Below are 14367 nucleotides of genomic sequence, written 5' to 3'. Positions count from 1 at the left end.
ATTTTTAGAACATTCTTTACTTGTTTATCATTATAATGTAAAATTGAATCAACAATCTCAAAGCAATATTTGCGAATTAGTACTTAAACCAAAAAAGCAGATGACTTACATGCCATCTGCTTTTTTCTATAGGTATATAATTTAAGATTATTTCACTTCTTCAAAGTCAACATCTTCTACATCACTTCCTTCTGCATTACCATCTCCAGAAGCTTGTTCTGCTCCTGCTCCGTCTGGTCCAGGCTGTCCAGCTTTTTGTGCTTCTTCTGCTTGAGCTTTATACATCTCTTCACTAGCTACTTTCCATGCTTCATTGATTTTATCTAGAGCTGGTTGAATTATAGCAAGATCTTTAGATTCGTATGCTTTTTTCAGTTCTTCTAAAGCTTCTTCAACTGGTTTTTTCTTATCCTCAGATATTTTATCTCCAAATTCTTTAAGTTGCTTTTCTGTTTGGAAAATCATACCATCAGCTTCATTAAGCTTATCTGCAGTTTCTTTTGCTGCTTTATCTGCGTCTGCATTTGCCTCAGCTTCTTTCTTCATTTTCTCAATTTCTTCTTCTGTTAATCCTGAAGAAGCTTCGATACGAATATCCTGAGTTTTATTAGTAGCTTTATCTGTAGCTGACACTTTGATTATACCATTGGCATCGATATCAAAAGTAACTTCGATTTGTGGTGTTCCTCTTTGTGCTGGTGGAATACCATCTAAGTGAAAACGACCAATTGTTTTGTTATCTGCTGCCATAGGGCGTTCTCCTTGTAGCACATGGATTTCTACAGATGGCTGATTATCTGCTGCGGTAGAAAATACTTGTGATTTTTTGGTAGGGATCGTAGTGTTAGCCTCGATAAGCTTAGTCATTACATTACCCATAGTTTCGATACCAAGAGATAGTGGTGTTACATCTAATAACAATACATCTTTAACATCTCCTGTTAATACTCCACCTTGAATTGCAGCTCCTACAGCAACAACTTCATCAGGGTTTACTCCTTTACTAGGAGATTTACCAAAGAATTTTTCTACAGCTTCCTGTACTGCCGGAATACGTGTAGAACCTCCTACTAATATAATCTCATCGATATCACTAGTAGATAATCCAGCTGCTTTAAGCGCTGTACGACAAGGCTCTATAGTACGTTTTACTAAATCATCAATTAATTGATCAAATTTTGCTTTGGTCAATGTTCTTACCAAGTGTTTTGGGCCACTAGCAGTAGCAGTAACATATGGTAAATTAATTTCTGTTTGTGCAGAAGATGATAATTCGATTTTAGCTTTTTCAGCAGCTTCTTTAAGACGTTGTAAAGCCATTGGATCTTTACGTAAATCCATATCTTCTTCACTCTTAAACTCTTCTGCTAACCAATCAATTATTTTTTGATCTACATCGTCTCCACCTAAATGTGTATCTCCATCTGTAGACAATACTTCAAATACTCCATCTCCTAATTCTAAGATAGATACATCATGTGTTCCTCCTCCAAAATCAAATACTACTATTTTTTGGTCTGTTCCTTTTTTATCCAAACCATATGCTAGTGCTGCAGCTGTAGGTTCATTGATAATTCTTTCTACTTTAAGACCAGCGATCTCTCCAGCTTCTTTAGTAGCTTGGCGTTGTGCATCATTAAAGTATGCAGGTACAGTGATTACCGCTCTAGTTACATCCTGACCAAGATAATCTTCTGCTGTTTTCTTCATTTTTTGAAGTGTCATTGCAGATAATTCTTGTGGCGTATATAAACGTCCATCAATGTCTACTCGAGGAGTATCATTATCTCCTTTTACAACCTTGTAAGCTGCTCTTTCTGCCTCTTTAGAAGATTCAGAAAATTTATTTCCCATAAATCTTTTAATAGAAGAAATGGTTTTAGTTGGATTTGTAACCGCCTGACGCTTTGCAGGGTCTCCAACCTTAATTTCTCCACCTTCTACAAAAGCAATCACAGAAGGGGTTGTTCTTTTACCTTCGGCATTAGGGATTACTACAGGCTCATTACCTTCCATTACAGAAACACAAGAGTTGGTTGTCCCTAAGTCTATTCCTATTATTTTACTCATCTTTATACTAAATTGTTATACGGTTATTCTTAATATTTTATTGCTGTAAGGTCAATGATTATGCCATTACCATCTATATGACAGGTTGTCATATTTATATTTTTGAACATCGATTATTAAATTACCAATACAAAACAAAAAACAGCTTTTAAGTATACTTCAAAAAATAAGTTTTTTTGTTACCAAAAAGCTATATTTACCACCGAAATTTTATCAATAATTATCAATTATGGAATGTATCAGTATTTTTGATATGCTTAAGATAGGCGTAGGCCCCTCTAGTTCACACACATTAGGTCCTTGGCGAGCAGGAAGACGTTGGATAGCAGAACTAAAAGAAAAGAAAAACTTTGCTGATGTTACCACGATTACTATAGATCTTTTTGGCTCTTTATCCCTTACAGGAAAAGGTCATGCTACTGATATAGCAGTGATTTTAGGATTATGTGGTTACGATCCTCAAACTATCGATGTTTCTTCTATTGACTCTATTATTGAAAATATCAGCGTTTCTAAAAAAATACTATTAAACAACGAAACAGAAGTCTCTTTTGATCCAAAAACACAAATCATTTTTAATAGAGAGTTTAAAGAGTTTCATCCTAATGGTATGACTTTTCATGCTACCCTTAAAAACGGTAAAAAAATATCTTCTTCTTTTTATTCTATTGGTGGTGGTTTTGTAGTAAAAGAAGAACGTAATAGAAAGAAAAAGAAATTAGAGGAGTTTAAGGAGTTCCCTATGCCTATTCAAAAAGGAACGGATCTTTTGACATATTGTATTACTAACAATAAAAAAGTATCGGAAATTGTTTTAGAAAATGAACGCTCCCTAAGAAGCGATGCAGAAATTGATGAAAGAATTGCCCAGATATGGAATGTAATGCTAGAATCTATGTATACTGGTTGTCATACTGAAGGAACTTTACCTGGTGGGCTTAATGTAAGAAGACGAGCATACGACTCTCATAAAAATTTAATAAATTCTGCTTCCTACAGTAATCCAACCGAATGGATTGAAGCGATTCGAAATACCGAAGTTAAATTTCGTCAAATCCTTAAATGGGTTTCTTGTTTTGCTTTGGCAGTAAATGAAGTAAACGCATCTTTGGGAAGAGTAGTTACTGCTCCCACAAACGGAAGTGCTGGAGTTATTCCTGCTGTAATGATGTATTATATGGTTATAGAAAATCATGATGCTAATTTTGACGATATTAAACAGTTTATGCTAGTTGCAGGAGAAATTGGCAGCCTTTTCAAAAAAGGAGCTACTATTTCTGCCGCAATGGGTGGTTGTCAGGCAGAGATTGGTGTTTCTTCTGCCATGGCTGCAGGAGCACTTACAGAACTTATGGGGGGTACTCCAGAACAAGTATTAATGGCTAGTGAAATTGCAATGGAGCATCATTTAGGACTAACTTGTGATCCAATAGCTGGTCTAGTTCAAATACCTTGTATAGAACGTAATGCTATGGGAGCAATAAAAGCTATTAATGCTTGCGAAATGGCTCTGGATACAGATGCCGCAAATGCAAAAGTGCCCTTAGATAAAGTAATCGAAACGATGTGGGAAACTGCAAAAGATATGAATACTAAATATAAAGAAACCAGTGAAGGTGGTTTGGCAGTAAAAGTAAGTTTAAGCGATTGCTAATGCTAAAGTATTCTATTTTTAATTATGTGAGAGAGTATTCAACCTGTATATTATATCTCTCACATAATTAAAATTTAATAAATCTAATATCTACTTACACTCTTCTTTATTTCGAGTATCTGCTATAGCTATTATTTTCCATGTAGTACCATCGTTAAATAATTGAAAAACATTAACCCCGCAATGACTAAATGTATCGTTTAAATAAAACTCATATGGAGTCCAAACATTTGCTATATCTTTATTGGTCTCAATCTTAAAAGACAATAATTTTTCCTCCCATTTTTGATCTTCAGGTCTGCTTTTTATCGTTTTTAAAAAATTTTGTGGTGCTATTTTAATAGTTTCGAATCTACCTTCTTTATTTTTCGTTACTGTCAAAATCGTAATGTTTTGATCCATAACATTTTTCATCTTAACCGTATCTGCTTTATGAAAACCTTCAAAAAAATTTAAAATAGTTTGTTTAACTTCTTCTTTGTGGTTACTAAGCTCCTTATTTGAAAGTGTTTCCTGAGAAAAAACAGCTAACGAAAAAAATAGAGCTATATAAAAAGGTACTTTATACATCATCTTTACTAATTTTAGTATCTATAAAAATAAAATATTTAATCCTACCTTGTCATCTTATATATGCTTTTATTTGATTTTTAGGTTTACTACTAACTTCCTCTAAATCTCCCTTTAAAGGAAGACTTTTACTCCTTCCTTTGAAAGAAGGTTGGGATGGATGTATTTTTAATTCTAAAATAACAAAGTAGGAATACTATACATAAACAAAATAAAAGGAAATCAAAAATAAATTACGTTTGTTACCATATATGTAATTGTTTACTTTTACAAACCTAAAACAATTAGAAATGTCTACAGCAAAAAAAGATTATAAGCGTGTTACTGTAAAATCTCTTGTAGAGATGAAAGCCAATAAGGAAAAAATATCTATGCTTACCGCTTATGATTACACCATGGCAAAAATCGTAGATGGTGCGGGAGTAGATGTCATTCTTGTTGGAGATTCTGCCTCTAATGTAATGGCTGGTCATGAAACTACTTTACCTATTACATTAGATCAAATGATATATCATGCTTCTTCGGTAATTCGTGCAATAGATCGTGCATTAGTAGTTGTAGATCTACCGTTTGGTAGTTATCAAAGTGATCCAAAAGAAGCTTTACGTTCTGCTATTCGTATTATGAAAGAGTCTGGAGGTCATGCGGTGAAGCTTGAAGGAGGAAAAGAAGTAAAAGAATCGGTTAAACGAATTTTGCATGCAGGGATTCCTGTTATGGGGCATCTTGGCCTTACTCCGCAATCTATTTATAAATTTGGAACCTATACTGTTCGTGCTAAAGAAGAAGAAGAAGCAAAAAAGTTAAAAGAAGATGCTCTAATGTTAGAAAAAGCAGGGTGTTTTGCTATTGTTTTAGAAAAAGTTCCTGCTAAATTAGCTAAAGAAGTTGCAGAGAGTGTTAGTATACCAATTATTGGTATCGGAGCAGGAAATGGTGTGGATGGTCAGGTATTAGTTACGCATGACATGATTGGGATGACCCATGAATTTCATCCAAGGTTTTTAAGACGTTATTTAGATCTGTATTCTGAAATGACTAATGCCTTTAAACAATATGTTACCGATGTTAAAACTGTAGATTTCCCTAATGATAATGAGCAGTATTAATTTATGAGAATTTAGATTATTATATAAAAACATATATGAATTTTTGGGTGCTGAATTATGAAAAAACACCTGTGCAGTTCTAAGATTCATGTCATCTCTTCTACATTTAGAGAGTCTAAAAATTTAGGTTTATCCATCAATCGATCTAAAAGTCCAGAATGTCAAAAATCATTTCAAATACATCTAACCTTCAGGTTCTTTATGAGGATAATCATATTATCATAGTAAACAAACGCCCAGGAGACATTGTACAAGGAGATAAAACTGGAGATACTCCTCTCAGCGAAATTGTGAAAGCTTATATTGCTAAAAAGTACAATAAACCAGGTGCTGTTTATCTTGGTGTAGTACACAGACTAGATCGCCCTACAAGCGGTATTGTAGTATTTGCCCGAACAAGTAAAGCACTACCCCGACTCAATGCCTTATTTGCCAATAAAGACGCTAAAAAAACATACTGGACAGTCGTTAAAAACCCTCCTCCAAAAAAACAAGACACCTTAACACACTGGTTAAAACGCAATACCAAACAAAATAAATCCTATGCCTATACTAACGAGGTTCCTGATAGTAAAAAGGCTGTTTTAGAATATAAGTTACTTAAAAAATTAGATAATTATTATTTACTGGAAATTGATTTACATACAGGTCGTCATCACCAAATAAGATCACAGCTTTCTAGTATTGGATGTATTATTAAAGGAGATTTAAAATATGGTGCAGATCGTAGTAATAAAGATGGAAGTATTCATTTACATGCCAGAAAATTATCTTTTATTCACCCTGTAAAAAAAGAACAACTATCTATTATTGCTCCTCTTCCTATAGATCCAGTATGGAATGATTGCAGTTAAAAAAACCTTACGAAATACATTCATAAGGTCTTTATATATTTGTTCTAAAAAAATAATCTTACTTAATTACTTTAATATCTACCAATAATCTATTAGCATTTAAAGCTTTTAATTTAATAGCTCCTTTTTTTCCACTTGCATTTTCAAAAAGAACAATCTTATTTTCATAATCAGAAATACTTATAGTTTCGTTATCATCTACTATAATCAATGATTTTAACTTACTATCATCTGTCATGGCATCAAAATCTGCTGCTGTTAAAGACACTCCTGTAGGCTGATACTTGGTTATTCTTGCTCCTACAATAGTAGGGTCTGTTGCTTTATGCGGGCTATCAAATGCTATAAAAGCCTGGCTGGTTGCGGATACTATATCTATAATTTCAGCATTTTCAGCATTAATTTCAGAATCTTTATAAACTTTTCCAGAGGAAGTAGAAAAAACACGACCATTCGTATTGCTAGAATCTGTTAATGAAAATTCTATATCAGAGTATGTAACTAATGTTACTTCTGTTTCACCTCCAGTATCTGGTTTTCCGGCATCATCATCACCTGAACAAGAAGTGAATAGTAAAGTAAATAAAAATAAAACACTTAAAAATTTAGTCTTCATAAAGGGTATTGGATTTGAAATTAATAATGTTAATTTTCTCTTAAAAAACAATACGAATGTAGTGTTTATTTTTTGATTTTTAAAAAAGGAAAATACACAGAATTTAATCTACTCAATAACAATAACATAGATCTATCATTTAAATCAACGATAAGTACGCACACTTTCAATTATTACTGAGGTAAGAATTAAAACTCCACCTATAATAGTAGAAAAAACAGGTATTTCATTCAAAAAAATTATTGCTATAATAATTCCATATACAGGTTGCATACCACTGATAATACTTGCTGTAGTTATCGAAAACCTTTTAAAACTGACTAAAAATAGGGTATGCCCAATAGCTGTTGTTAAAAATGCTAAGATCAACATAGGAAACCATTGTTGTGTTATACCAGAACTTTTCATTATAAACAAAAATGGTAATAACAAAATACTAACAACAATTAATTGATACCACATTAATACAGAGCCATTATACTCCCCTACCTTTGTTTTCATTATAAGGTTTCTTAAAGAATAACACAAAGCAGAAATAACTCCCAAAACCACTGCTTTGGTATAACTATGGCTAAAATCCAAATCCGGAACTAAAAAATAAATACCAAGTAATACTAGTAACCCTAATAATAAATGTGCTTTCTGAAATTTAGTTTTTAACACTATAGGTTCTAACAAAGCTGTTATAACCGGGTATGTGAATATAGAAAGCATACCTATAGCTACATTAGATAATTTTAAAGCATAGAAATAAGTAATCCAATGCAATCCCATTAGAACTCCACTTAATATAATTGTGGGTCTGTCTTTACTACTTGTTCTAAAAGAAATTTTTCGCCATCTGCAGAAAACAAATAATAATATCCCTGCTAATATTGCTCTAAAACAAATGATTACAGGTACGGGCATGTCTATGTATCTTCCTAATGCTCCCGAAGTACTAATAAGAAGCATCGCGAAATTTAGCTCAAGAATATTTCTAAAATGTAAGTTTTTCTGCATATTATATATTTCCAAATACAAAAATCTGAAATCATTTAAGTATTCACTGTTTACAGTTTCGTTTTATTTTCATGAAAAATGACTGCAAGATAGGTGCTTTATCTAACTTGTTTTCTGGATTTTTCTTTTATAATATCTGCAACAGGTCTATTCTCTATATTGCTCTCTAACCAAGAAAGTATATCTAAATATAAAAAGGCTCTTTTTTCGTAAGGATGATTCTCATATTGTTTTAATCTTTTGTACAGTTTTTTAAATTCATCTTTAATTTGATGCGGAAAAATATCGCCCAAATTTTTAAGAAATTTGATCATTTCTTTTTGCACTTCATGCAAATCGTCCATTTTAATTAAAAACCGATACGTTTCTTTTAATTGAATTTCTAAATGATAATCCTTACCTGCTTCATAATGGGCAACTAAGCTTAATACTCTAGAAAAACACATTAAATCTTCTCGCATCTTTAGAGATTTATTATTGATGATCTTTTCTAAATACTCTATACATTTTTTATGATTTGCCATACCAAAATAAAGGCAGCCAATTTTATAGTAAAGCACCATAATGTGGTGATCGTCTAAGCGATTTTTGTATTCTGAAATTCCTTTAAGTATTTCCTCTACCAAATACTCTCCCTCGGCAAAACTCCCCTCTAAAAAATGTACATTCAGTTTATTATTAAAAATAAATTGAAAAGATAAAACATCAATATTATCATCTTTAGGAAAAGTTTCTGATGTAATTATTTCTTCAAATTGTGCTAATGTTGATTTTACCTGAGTTTCATCTTTAATCAAATACAGCGATTCTAATAAATAATGATTTCCTCTAAGAAAAAATACAGGGTTTTGATTTATCATTTTAGGATACTCATAAAAAAGATCTACCCATTTTTTAGAATATTTATAACAGGATAAAAAATCCTGAACAATAAAACTGTACCATAAATGCGCTTTATACAACCAAAGTTTTTCTCTAAAACCAAGCATACTCCACTCGTACTTAGGTAACTTATTATAAAAATAGTTTGTGATTACAGTATGTTCTTTATCATTACGTACATAACCACTTTTTAGCATTAACCCGTATAACTGCAAAGATAGATTAGATAACTTACTGGTGAGTACATTTTTTATGCTTAATGTTTTGGCTTCAATAGTTAACTCATCTGCCCTACTACTAATACTTCTGGTTATATATTGTGTTTCTATAACTTTTTCGAGTTCTACAACCTCATAAGCAATATTATGTTCTTCATTTTCTGTAGCCAGTGCTTTAGCTTTTTCTAATATTTTTAGACTTTGCTTATATAGTCCTTTATGATATAAAATAGAAGCAAAATCTAATTGTTCTCGTATTTGAGATCGTATGTTTTGATGTAAAGGGCTCAATCTAAGGCTAATTAATATCTGTTTATATAAATGTGCTTTAAGATTAGAAAGTTGCTGTTTTTTTACAATTCCCTTAGAAACGATAATGTCTTCATCTAAGCTATCACTTTTATCTAAATGATTAAAAAGAGCCAGGAATTTAGAATCCGTATTGACTCCCAATCGTCCAACATATACTTTAAATTGTCTCTTTTCTGACTTAGAAAGAGATTTTACTAAAACAAACAAAGGATCTTTTTGATCATTAGTCATTGTAAGAAAATATATTATAATTATTTGATTAAAAGATGTTTACGTATAAATTAAAAGACTTCAACATTGTAAAACCCTTTACTAAATACTTCCTTTTTGAATTCCCAAAATATAAATTCGTAATAGATTAAAGAAACTTCTTTTAATAATATTTTTAAAAGAGGATATTTTTTAAAGATACTAAAAGTAATAATTCACTGTATCCCTATGAGTAATAATAAAGTTCAAATATTCGACACTACCTTAAGAGACGGAGAGCAGGTCCCTGGTTGCAAACTAAATACACAACAAAAATTAGTAATTGCAGAACAACTAGATCTCCTAGGCGTAGATGTTATTGAAGCTGGATTCCCTGTTTCGAGTCCTGGAGATTTTACCTCTGTTAGTGAAATAGCTAAAATTGTTAAAAATGCAACCGTTTGCGGATTAACAAGGGCTGTAGAAAAGGATATTAAAGTTGCTGCTGAAGCTCTAAGTTATGCTAAAAGACCTAGAATTCATACTGGTATTGGTACCTCAGACTCTCATATTAAATATAAATTTAATTCTACCAGAGATAAAGTAATAGAAAAAGGAGTTGCAGCTGTTAAATACGCTAAATCCTTTGTTGAGGATGTAGAGTTTTTTGCTGAAGATGCTGGCCGTACTGATAATGAGTACTTAGCACGTGTATGCGAAGCTATGATAAAAGCCGGAGCTACTGTACTTAATATTCCAGATACAACTGGATATTGCTTACCAGAAGAATACGGTGCCAAAATAAGGTTTTTAAAAGAAAATGTAAAAGGTATAGATAATGTAATCATTTCTTGTCATTGTCATAATGATTTAGGATTGGCTACAGCAAACTCCATGGCTGGAGCAATAAATGGTGCAAGACAAATTGAATGTACCATCAATGGTATCGGAGAACGCGCAGGTAATACTGCTCTCGAAGAAATTGTAATGATCATGAAACAACATCCTTACTTAAATTTAAATACAGATATTGATTCTAGATTATTATATAAAACAAGCCAAATGGTTTCTGACCACATGGGGATGTTTGTACAGCCAAACAAAGCAATTGTTGGTGCTAATGCCTTTGCCCATAGTTCTGGAATACACCAAGATGGGGTTATTAAAAACAGAGAAACTTATGAAATTATAGATCCAGAAGAAGTAGGAGTTACTGAGTCGGCAATAGTTCTTACCGCAAGAAGTGGTAGAGCTGCTTTAGCTTATAGAGCCAAAAAAGTTGGGTATGAATTATCTAAGCTTCAATTAGACGATGTTTATTCTGAATTTTTGAAATTTGCTGATCGTAAAAAAGAAGTTATTGATGAAGATATTCATCAAATCATGAAAAACACAAATGTAGCTGCTGCTGTAGCATAAAAATATATACTAAAAAAAAAAGACCTTCAGAAATTTTAAAAAACCTGAAGGTCTAATAATAGTACCTTATGAAGAAAACTTTATTTGACAAAGTATGGGATGCACATGTAGTCAAAGAGATACAAAACGGTCCACAAATATTATATATAGACAAACATTTAATACATGAGGTTACCAGCCCTCAAGCATTTGGTGAGTTAGAACAGCGAGGAATCCCTGTTTTTAGACCAGATCAAATTGTTGCTACTGCAGATCATAACACCCCTACAGAAAATCAACATCTGCCTGTTAAAGATGCCCTATCCCGAAATCAATTAGAACAATTAACCAAAAATTGTCAAAAAAACGGAATAACCCTATATGAACTAGGTCATAAGTATAATGGTATTGTACATGTAATGGCACCAGAATTAGGAATTACACAACCAGGAATGACTATGGTTTGCGGAGATAGTCACACCTCTACTCATGGCGCATTTGGTACCATTGCATTTGGTATAGGAACCAGCCAAGTAGCACAAGTATTTGCTAGTCAGTGTTTACTACTTCAAAAACCAAAAAGTCTTAGAGTAACTGTAAACGGAAAACTAAAAGCAGGAGTTTTGCCTAAAGATGTAATACTATATGTAATTGCAAAACTAGGTACTAATGCAGGTACAGGATATTTTTGCGAATATGCTGGTAATGTTTTTGAAGAGATGTCTATGGAAGGACGTATGACCGTTTGCAATATGAGTATCGAAATGGGTGCACGCGGAGGAATGATTGCTCCAGACGAAACCACTTTTGAATATGTTAAAGGAAGAAAATTTGCTCCCAAAGGAAAAGAATTTGAAGAAAAAGTTGCATACTGGAAAACCTTACCTACCGATGATGGAGCTACATTTGATAAAGAATATCATTTTGATGCCGAAGATATCGAACCAATGATCACCTATGGCACGAATCCAGGAATGGGAATTAAAATCACCGAAAATATACCTACAGACAACAATGCATCTTTCGAAAAATCATTAGCGTATATGAATTTTGAAAAAGGGCAATCGCTTATCGATCAAAAAATCAATTATGTATTTATCGGAAGTTGTACCAATAGTAGAATCGAAGATTTTAGAGTTGCCGCCGATTATATAAAAGGAAAGAAAAAAGCTACGAATGTAACCGCATGGTTTGTTCCTGGATCTCAACAAGTAGCACAGCAAATTGTAAAAGAAGGATTAAAAGAAGTTTTTGAAGAAGCAGGTTTTCAATTACGTCAACCTGGTTGTTCTGCCTGTCTGGCAATGAACGATGATAAGATCCCAGAAGGAGAATATTGCGTATCTACCTCCAATAGAAATTTTGAAGGCAGACAAGGACAAGGGTCTAGAACAATATTAGCAAGCCCTCTGGTAGCCGCTGCAACAGCAATAGAAGGAAAAATTATTGACATTACTAAACAATTAAACTAATTATGGATAAGTTTATAAAACTAAGATCCTCTGCCATACCATTATCTATAGAAAACGTAGATACCGATCAAATTATCCCTGCACGTTTTTTAAAAGCAACTAGTCGGGATGGATTTGGAGAAAACCTATTTAGAGACTGGCGTTATCATAAAGACGGAACTCCTAATACAGAGTTTGTAATGAACAACAATAGTTATAGTGGCAGTATTTTGGTAGCAGGAGATAATTTTGGATGTGGATCCAGTAGAGAGCATGCTGCATGGGCTATTCATGATTATGGATTTAAAGTAGTAGTATCTAGTTTTTTTGCAGATATTTTTAAAGGAAACTCTCTTAATAATGGTGTATTGCCAGTACAAGTAACTCCAGCCTTTTTAGAAGAGTTATTTACCGAAATTAAAAAAGATGCAAATACACCAATCGAAGTAGATCTCGAAGCTCAAAAAATAACCATTATAGCTAACGGATCCTCCTCTGATTTTGAAATTAATCCTTATAAAAAAACCTGTATGATAAACGGGTATGATGATATCGATTTTCTTATGAGCAATACCGCTGTAATAGAAGAATTTGAAAAAGAAAGAGTATAACTAATTATATACAAATTGTCAGGCAGAGTTTGTCAAAGCCTAAATAAATAGATCCTATAACAAAACACTTCGACAAGCTCAGTGTACAAAAAGAGTAAATTTATGAAACTAGATATCGCAGTATTATCAGGAGACGGTATTGGTCCAGAAGTAACCGCACAGGCCATAAAAACATTAGATGCAATTGCGCACACCTTTAATCATTCTTTTATTTTTAAAGAAGGTTTAGTCGGCGCTATTGCTATTGATCAAACAGGAAACCCTTTACCCGACGAAACTTTAGAACTTTGTGTTAATACAGATGCAGTATTGTTTGGTGCTATAGGTGATCCAAAATATGATAATAATCCTAGTGCAACAGTTCGACCAGAACAAGGATTATTAAAATTACGTAAAGAACTTGGGCTTTATGCCAATATACGTCCTGTAAAAGCATACGAAACCTTAATTGATAAATCTCCTCTTAAACGCGAAATTATAGAAGGAACCGATATTTCTATTTATCGCGAACTAACAGGAGGAATTTATTTTGGCGAAAAAAAATTAAGTAAAGACGGTACAGTTGCTTCCGATCTTTGTGAATACTCCAAAGAAGAAATTGAACGTATCACACATTTGGCATTTAAAGCCGCTCAAAAACGAAGAAAAAAACTTACTCTGGTGGATAAAGCCAATGTATTAGAGTCTTCTCGTTTATGGCGCAAAGTAGTAACCGAAATAGCTACACAATATAGCGACGTTGCATTAGATTTCTTATTTGTAGATAACGCTGCTATGCAAATGATCTTAAACCCAAGCCAGTTTGATGTAATTCTTACCGAAAATATGTTTGGAGATATTATTTCTGATGAGGCAAGCGTTATCGGTGGATCTATCGGTCTTTTAGCTTCTGCATCTGTTGGCAATACTTGTTGTATGTTTGAGCCTATTCATGGCTCTTATCCACAAGCAACAGGTAAAGGAATAGCTAATCCAATTGCAGCAATATTATCTGCTGCAATGCTATTAGAACATTTTAATTTATTAGGAGAAGCTAATGCTATTAGAAATGCTGTAGAAAAAGCATTAGAATTAAACCTTACCACTCCTGATCTAAACTCTACGAACCCGCTTACTACAGAAAAGGTTGGAGATTTTATTGCAGATTATATTTTAAATCCTGAAGATTCGAATATAAATTTTGAGAATATACACGTAGGGCAATCTACAATTATATAATTTTTTATTAATGATTCTGTTTAAAAGCAAGCAAAGAGGTGTCTTTGCTTGCTTTTTTTATCAATTTGTAAATAATATGAAAGTAAAAATTTAAATATAATATAAATTTAAACTTCGGATACTCCACTAGGGCTCCAAAATGATCCACAGTAACTTCAGATCTTCCACTAGAGCCCCAGAATGATCCACAGTAACTTTTGATGTTCCACTAGA

12 protein-coding genes are annotated in these 14367 nt (G+C 32.8%); 7 read left to right on the top strand and 5 right to left on the bottom strand.

All coding sequences use genetic code 11. The features are described from left to right. Positions 1-147: 147 nt before the first annotated feature. Entirely contained in the window at positions 148-2070 is a 1923-nt protein-coding gene (dnaK, locus tag H527_RS0120850; protein WP_027414431.1) for a molecular chaperone DnaK, read from the bottom strand. Between the two features lie 229 nt (positions 2071-2299). Between dnaK and H527_RS0120845 the strand changes: the two genes are divergently transcribed. Then, positions 2300-3724 (top strand): L-serine ammonia-lyase, encoded by a 1425-nt coding sequence (locus tag H527_RS0120845; RefSeq protein ID WP_027414430.1) that lies wholly within the window; start codon positions 2300-2302, stop codon positions 3722-3724. 90 nt (positions 3725-3814) lie between these two features. Here the strand turns inward: H527_RS0120845 and H527_RS0120840 are convergent, their stop codons facing one another. Beyond that, positions 3815-4297: a nuclear transport factor 2 family protein gene (locus H527_RS0120840; protein WP_051316897.1), complete on the bottom strand. Its 483-nt coding sequence runs from the start codon at positions 4295-4297 to the stop codon at positions 3815-3817. Between the two features lie 287 nt (positions 4298-4584). Between H527_RS0120840 and panB the strand changes: the two genes are divergently transcribed. Then, positions 4585-5403 (top strand): 3-methyl-2-oxobutanoate hydroxymethyltransferase, encoded by an 819-nt coding sequence (gene panB, locus H527_RS0120835; RefSeq protein WP_027414428.1) that lies wholly within the window; start codon positions 4585-4587, stop codon positions 5401-5403. Between the two features lie 158 nt (positions 5404-5561). Continuing rightward, the gene (locus H527_RS0120830; RefSeq protein ID WP_027414427.1) at positions 5562-6257 is read left to right on the top strand and encodes an RluA family pseudouridine synthase; all 696 of its coding nucleotides are present in this window, start codon (positions 5562-5564) and stop codon (positions 6255-6257) included. Positions 6258-6315: 58 nt separating this feature from the next. Here H527_RS0120830 and H527_RS0120825 read toward each other — a convergent pair whose 3' ends face one another. The 3 genes from H527_RS0120825 to H527_RS0120815 form a co-directional block, all read right to left on the bottom strand. After that, positions 6316-6873, bottom strand: coding sequence for a hypothetical protein (locus tag H527_RS0120825; RefSeq protein WP_027414426.1), 558 nt, complete (start codon positions 6871-6873; stop codon positions 6316-6318). A 144-nt stretch (positions 6874-7017) separates the two neighbouring features. Continuing rightward, complete coding sequence (locus H527_RS0120820) at positions 7018-7875, bottom strand: DMT family transporter (protein ID WP_035089419.1); 858 nt, start codon at positions 7873-7875, stop codon at positions 7018-7020. Between the two features lie 98 nt (positions 7876-7973). Beyond that, positions 7974-9518, bottom strand: a complete 1545-nt coding sequence (locus H527_RS0120815) for a hypothetical protein (protein WP_027414424.1) — start codon at positions 9516-9518, stop codon at positions 7974-7976. Between the two features lie 207 nt (positions 9519-9725). On the opposite strand from H527_RS0120815, the gene H527_RS22885 reads away from it, so the two are divergent. The 4 genes from H527_RS22885 to leuB all read left to right on the top strand — a co-directional run bounded on the left by H527_RS22885 (position 9726) and on the right by leuB (position 14154). Continuing rightward, on the top strand, positions 9726-10895 hold the full coding sequence (locus tag H527_RS22885; RefSeq protein WP_035089441.1) for a 2-isopropylmalate synthase: 1170 nt from the start codon (positions 9726-9728) through the stop codon (positions 10893-10895). Positions 10896-10963: 68 nt separating this feature from the next. After that, on the top strand, positions 10964-12346 hold the full coding sequence (leuC, locus tag H527_RS0120805) for a 3-isopropylmalate dehydratase large subunit (protein ID WP_027414423.1): 1383 nt from the start codon (positions 10964-10966) through the stop codon (positions 12344-12346). A gap of 2 nt (positions 12347-12348) precedes the next feature. Further along, the gene (gene leuD, locus H527_RS0120800) at positions 12349-12936 is read left to right on the top strand and encodes a 3-isopropylmalate dehydratase small subunit (protein ID WP_027414422.1); all 588 of its coding nucleotides are present in this window, start codon (positions 12349-12351) and stop codon (positions 12934-12936) included. Between the two features lie 102 nt (positions 12937-13038). Next, positions 13039-14154, top strand: a complete 1116-nt coding sequence (gene leuB / locus H527_RS0120795; RefSeq protein ID WP_027414421.1) for a 3-isopropylmalate dehydrogenase — start codon at positions 13039-13041, stop codon at positions 14152-14154. The last annotated feature ends 213 nt before the right edge of the window (positions 14155-14367 follow it).

It is taken from the genome of Aquimarina muelleri DSM 19832, from assembly GCF_000430665.1.
Taxonomy (GTDB): domain Bacteria; phylum Bacteroidota; class Bacteroidia; order Flavobacteriales; family Flavobacteriaceae; genus Aquimarina; species Aquimarina muelleri.
This window is presented reverse-complemented; position numbering and strand designations above follow the sequence as displayed.

What these genes read in the sequence shown, in the direction of transcription:
- dnaK (WP_027414431.1), bottom strand. Translation starts at nt 2,070, where the DNA reads ATGAGTAAAATAATAGGAATAGACTTAGGGACAACCAACTCTTGTGTT.
- H527_RS0120815 (WP_027414424.1), bottom strand. Translation starts at nt 9,518, where the DNA reads ATGACTAATGATCAAAAAGATCCTTTGTTTGTTTTAGTAAAATCTCTT.
- H527_RS0120840 (WP_051316897.1), bottom strand. Translation starts at nt 4,297, where the DNA reads ATGATGTATAAAGTACCTTTTTATATAGCTCTATTTTTTTCGTTAGCT.
- H527_RS0120845 (WP_027414430.1), top strand. Translation starts at nt 2,300, where the DNA reads ATGGAATGTATCAGTATTTTTGATATGCTTAAGATAGGCGTAGGCCCC.
- panB (WP_027414428.1), top strand. Translation starts at nt 4,585, where the DNA reads ATGTCTACAGCAAAAAAAGATTATAAGCGTGTTACTGTAAAATCTCTT.
- leuB (WP_027414421.1), top strand. Translation starts at nt 13,039, where the DNA reads ATGAAACTAGATATCGCAGTATTATCAGGAGACGGTATTGGTCCAGAA.
- H527_RS22885 (WP_035089441.1), top strand. Translation starts at nt 9,726, where the DNA reads ATGAGTAATAATAAAGTTCAAATATTCGACACTACCTTAAGAGACGGA.
- H527_RS0120820 (WP_035089419.1), bottom strand. Translation starts at nt 7,875, where the DNA reads ATGCAGAAAAACTTACATTTTAGAAATATTCTTGAGCTAAATTTCGCG.
- H527_RS0120825 (WP_027414426.1), bottom strand. Translation starts at nt 6,873, where the DNA reads ATGAAGACTAAATTTTTAAGTGTTTTATTTTTATTTACTTTACTATTC.
- leuC (WP_027414423.1), top strand. Translation starts at nt 10,964, where the DNA reads ATGAAGAAAACTTTATTTGACAAAGTATGGGATGCACATGTAGTCAAA.
- H527_RS0120830 (WP_027414427.1), top strand. Translation starts at nt 5,562, where the DNA reads ATGTCAAAAATCATTTCAAATACATCTAACCTTCAGGTTCTTTATGAG.
- leuD (WP_027414422.1), top strand. Translation starts at nt 12,349, where the DNA reads ATGGATAAGTTTATAAAACTAAGATCCTCTGCCATACCATTATCTATA.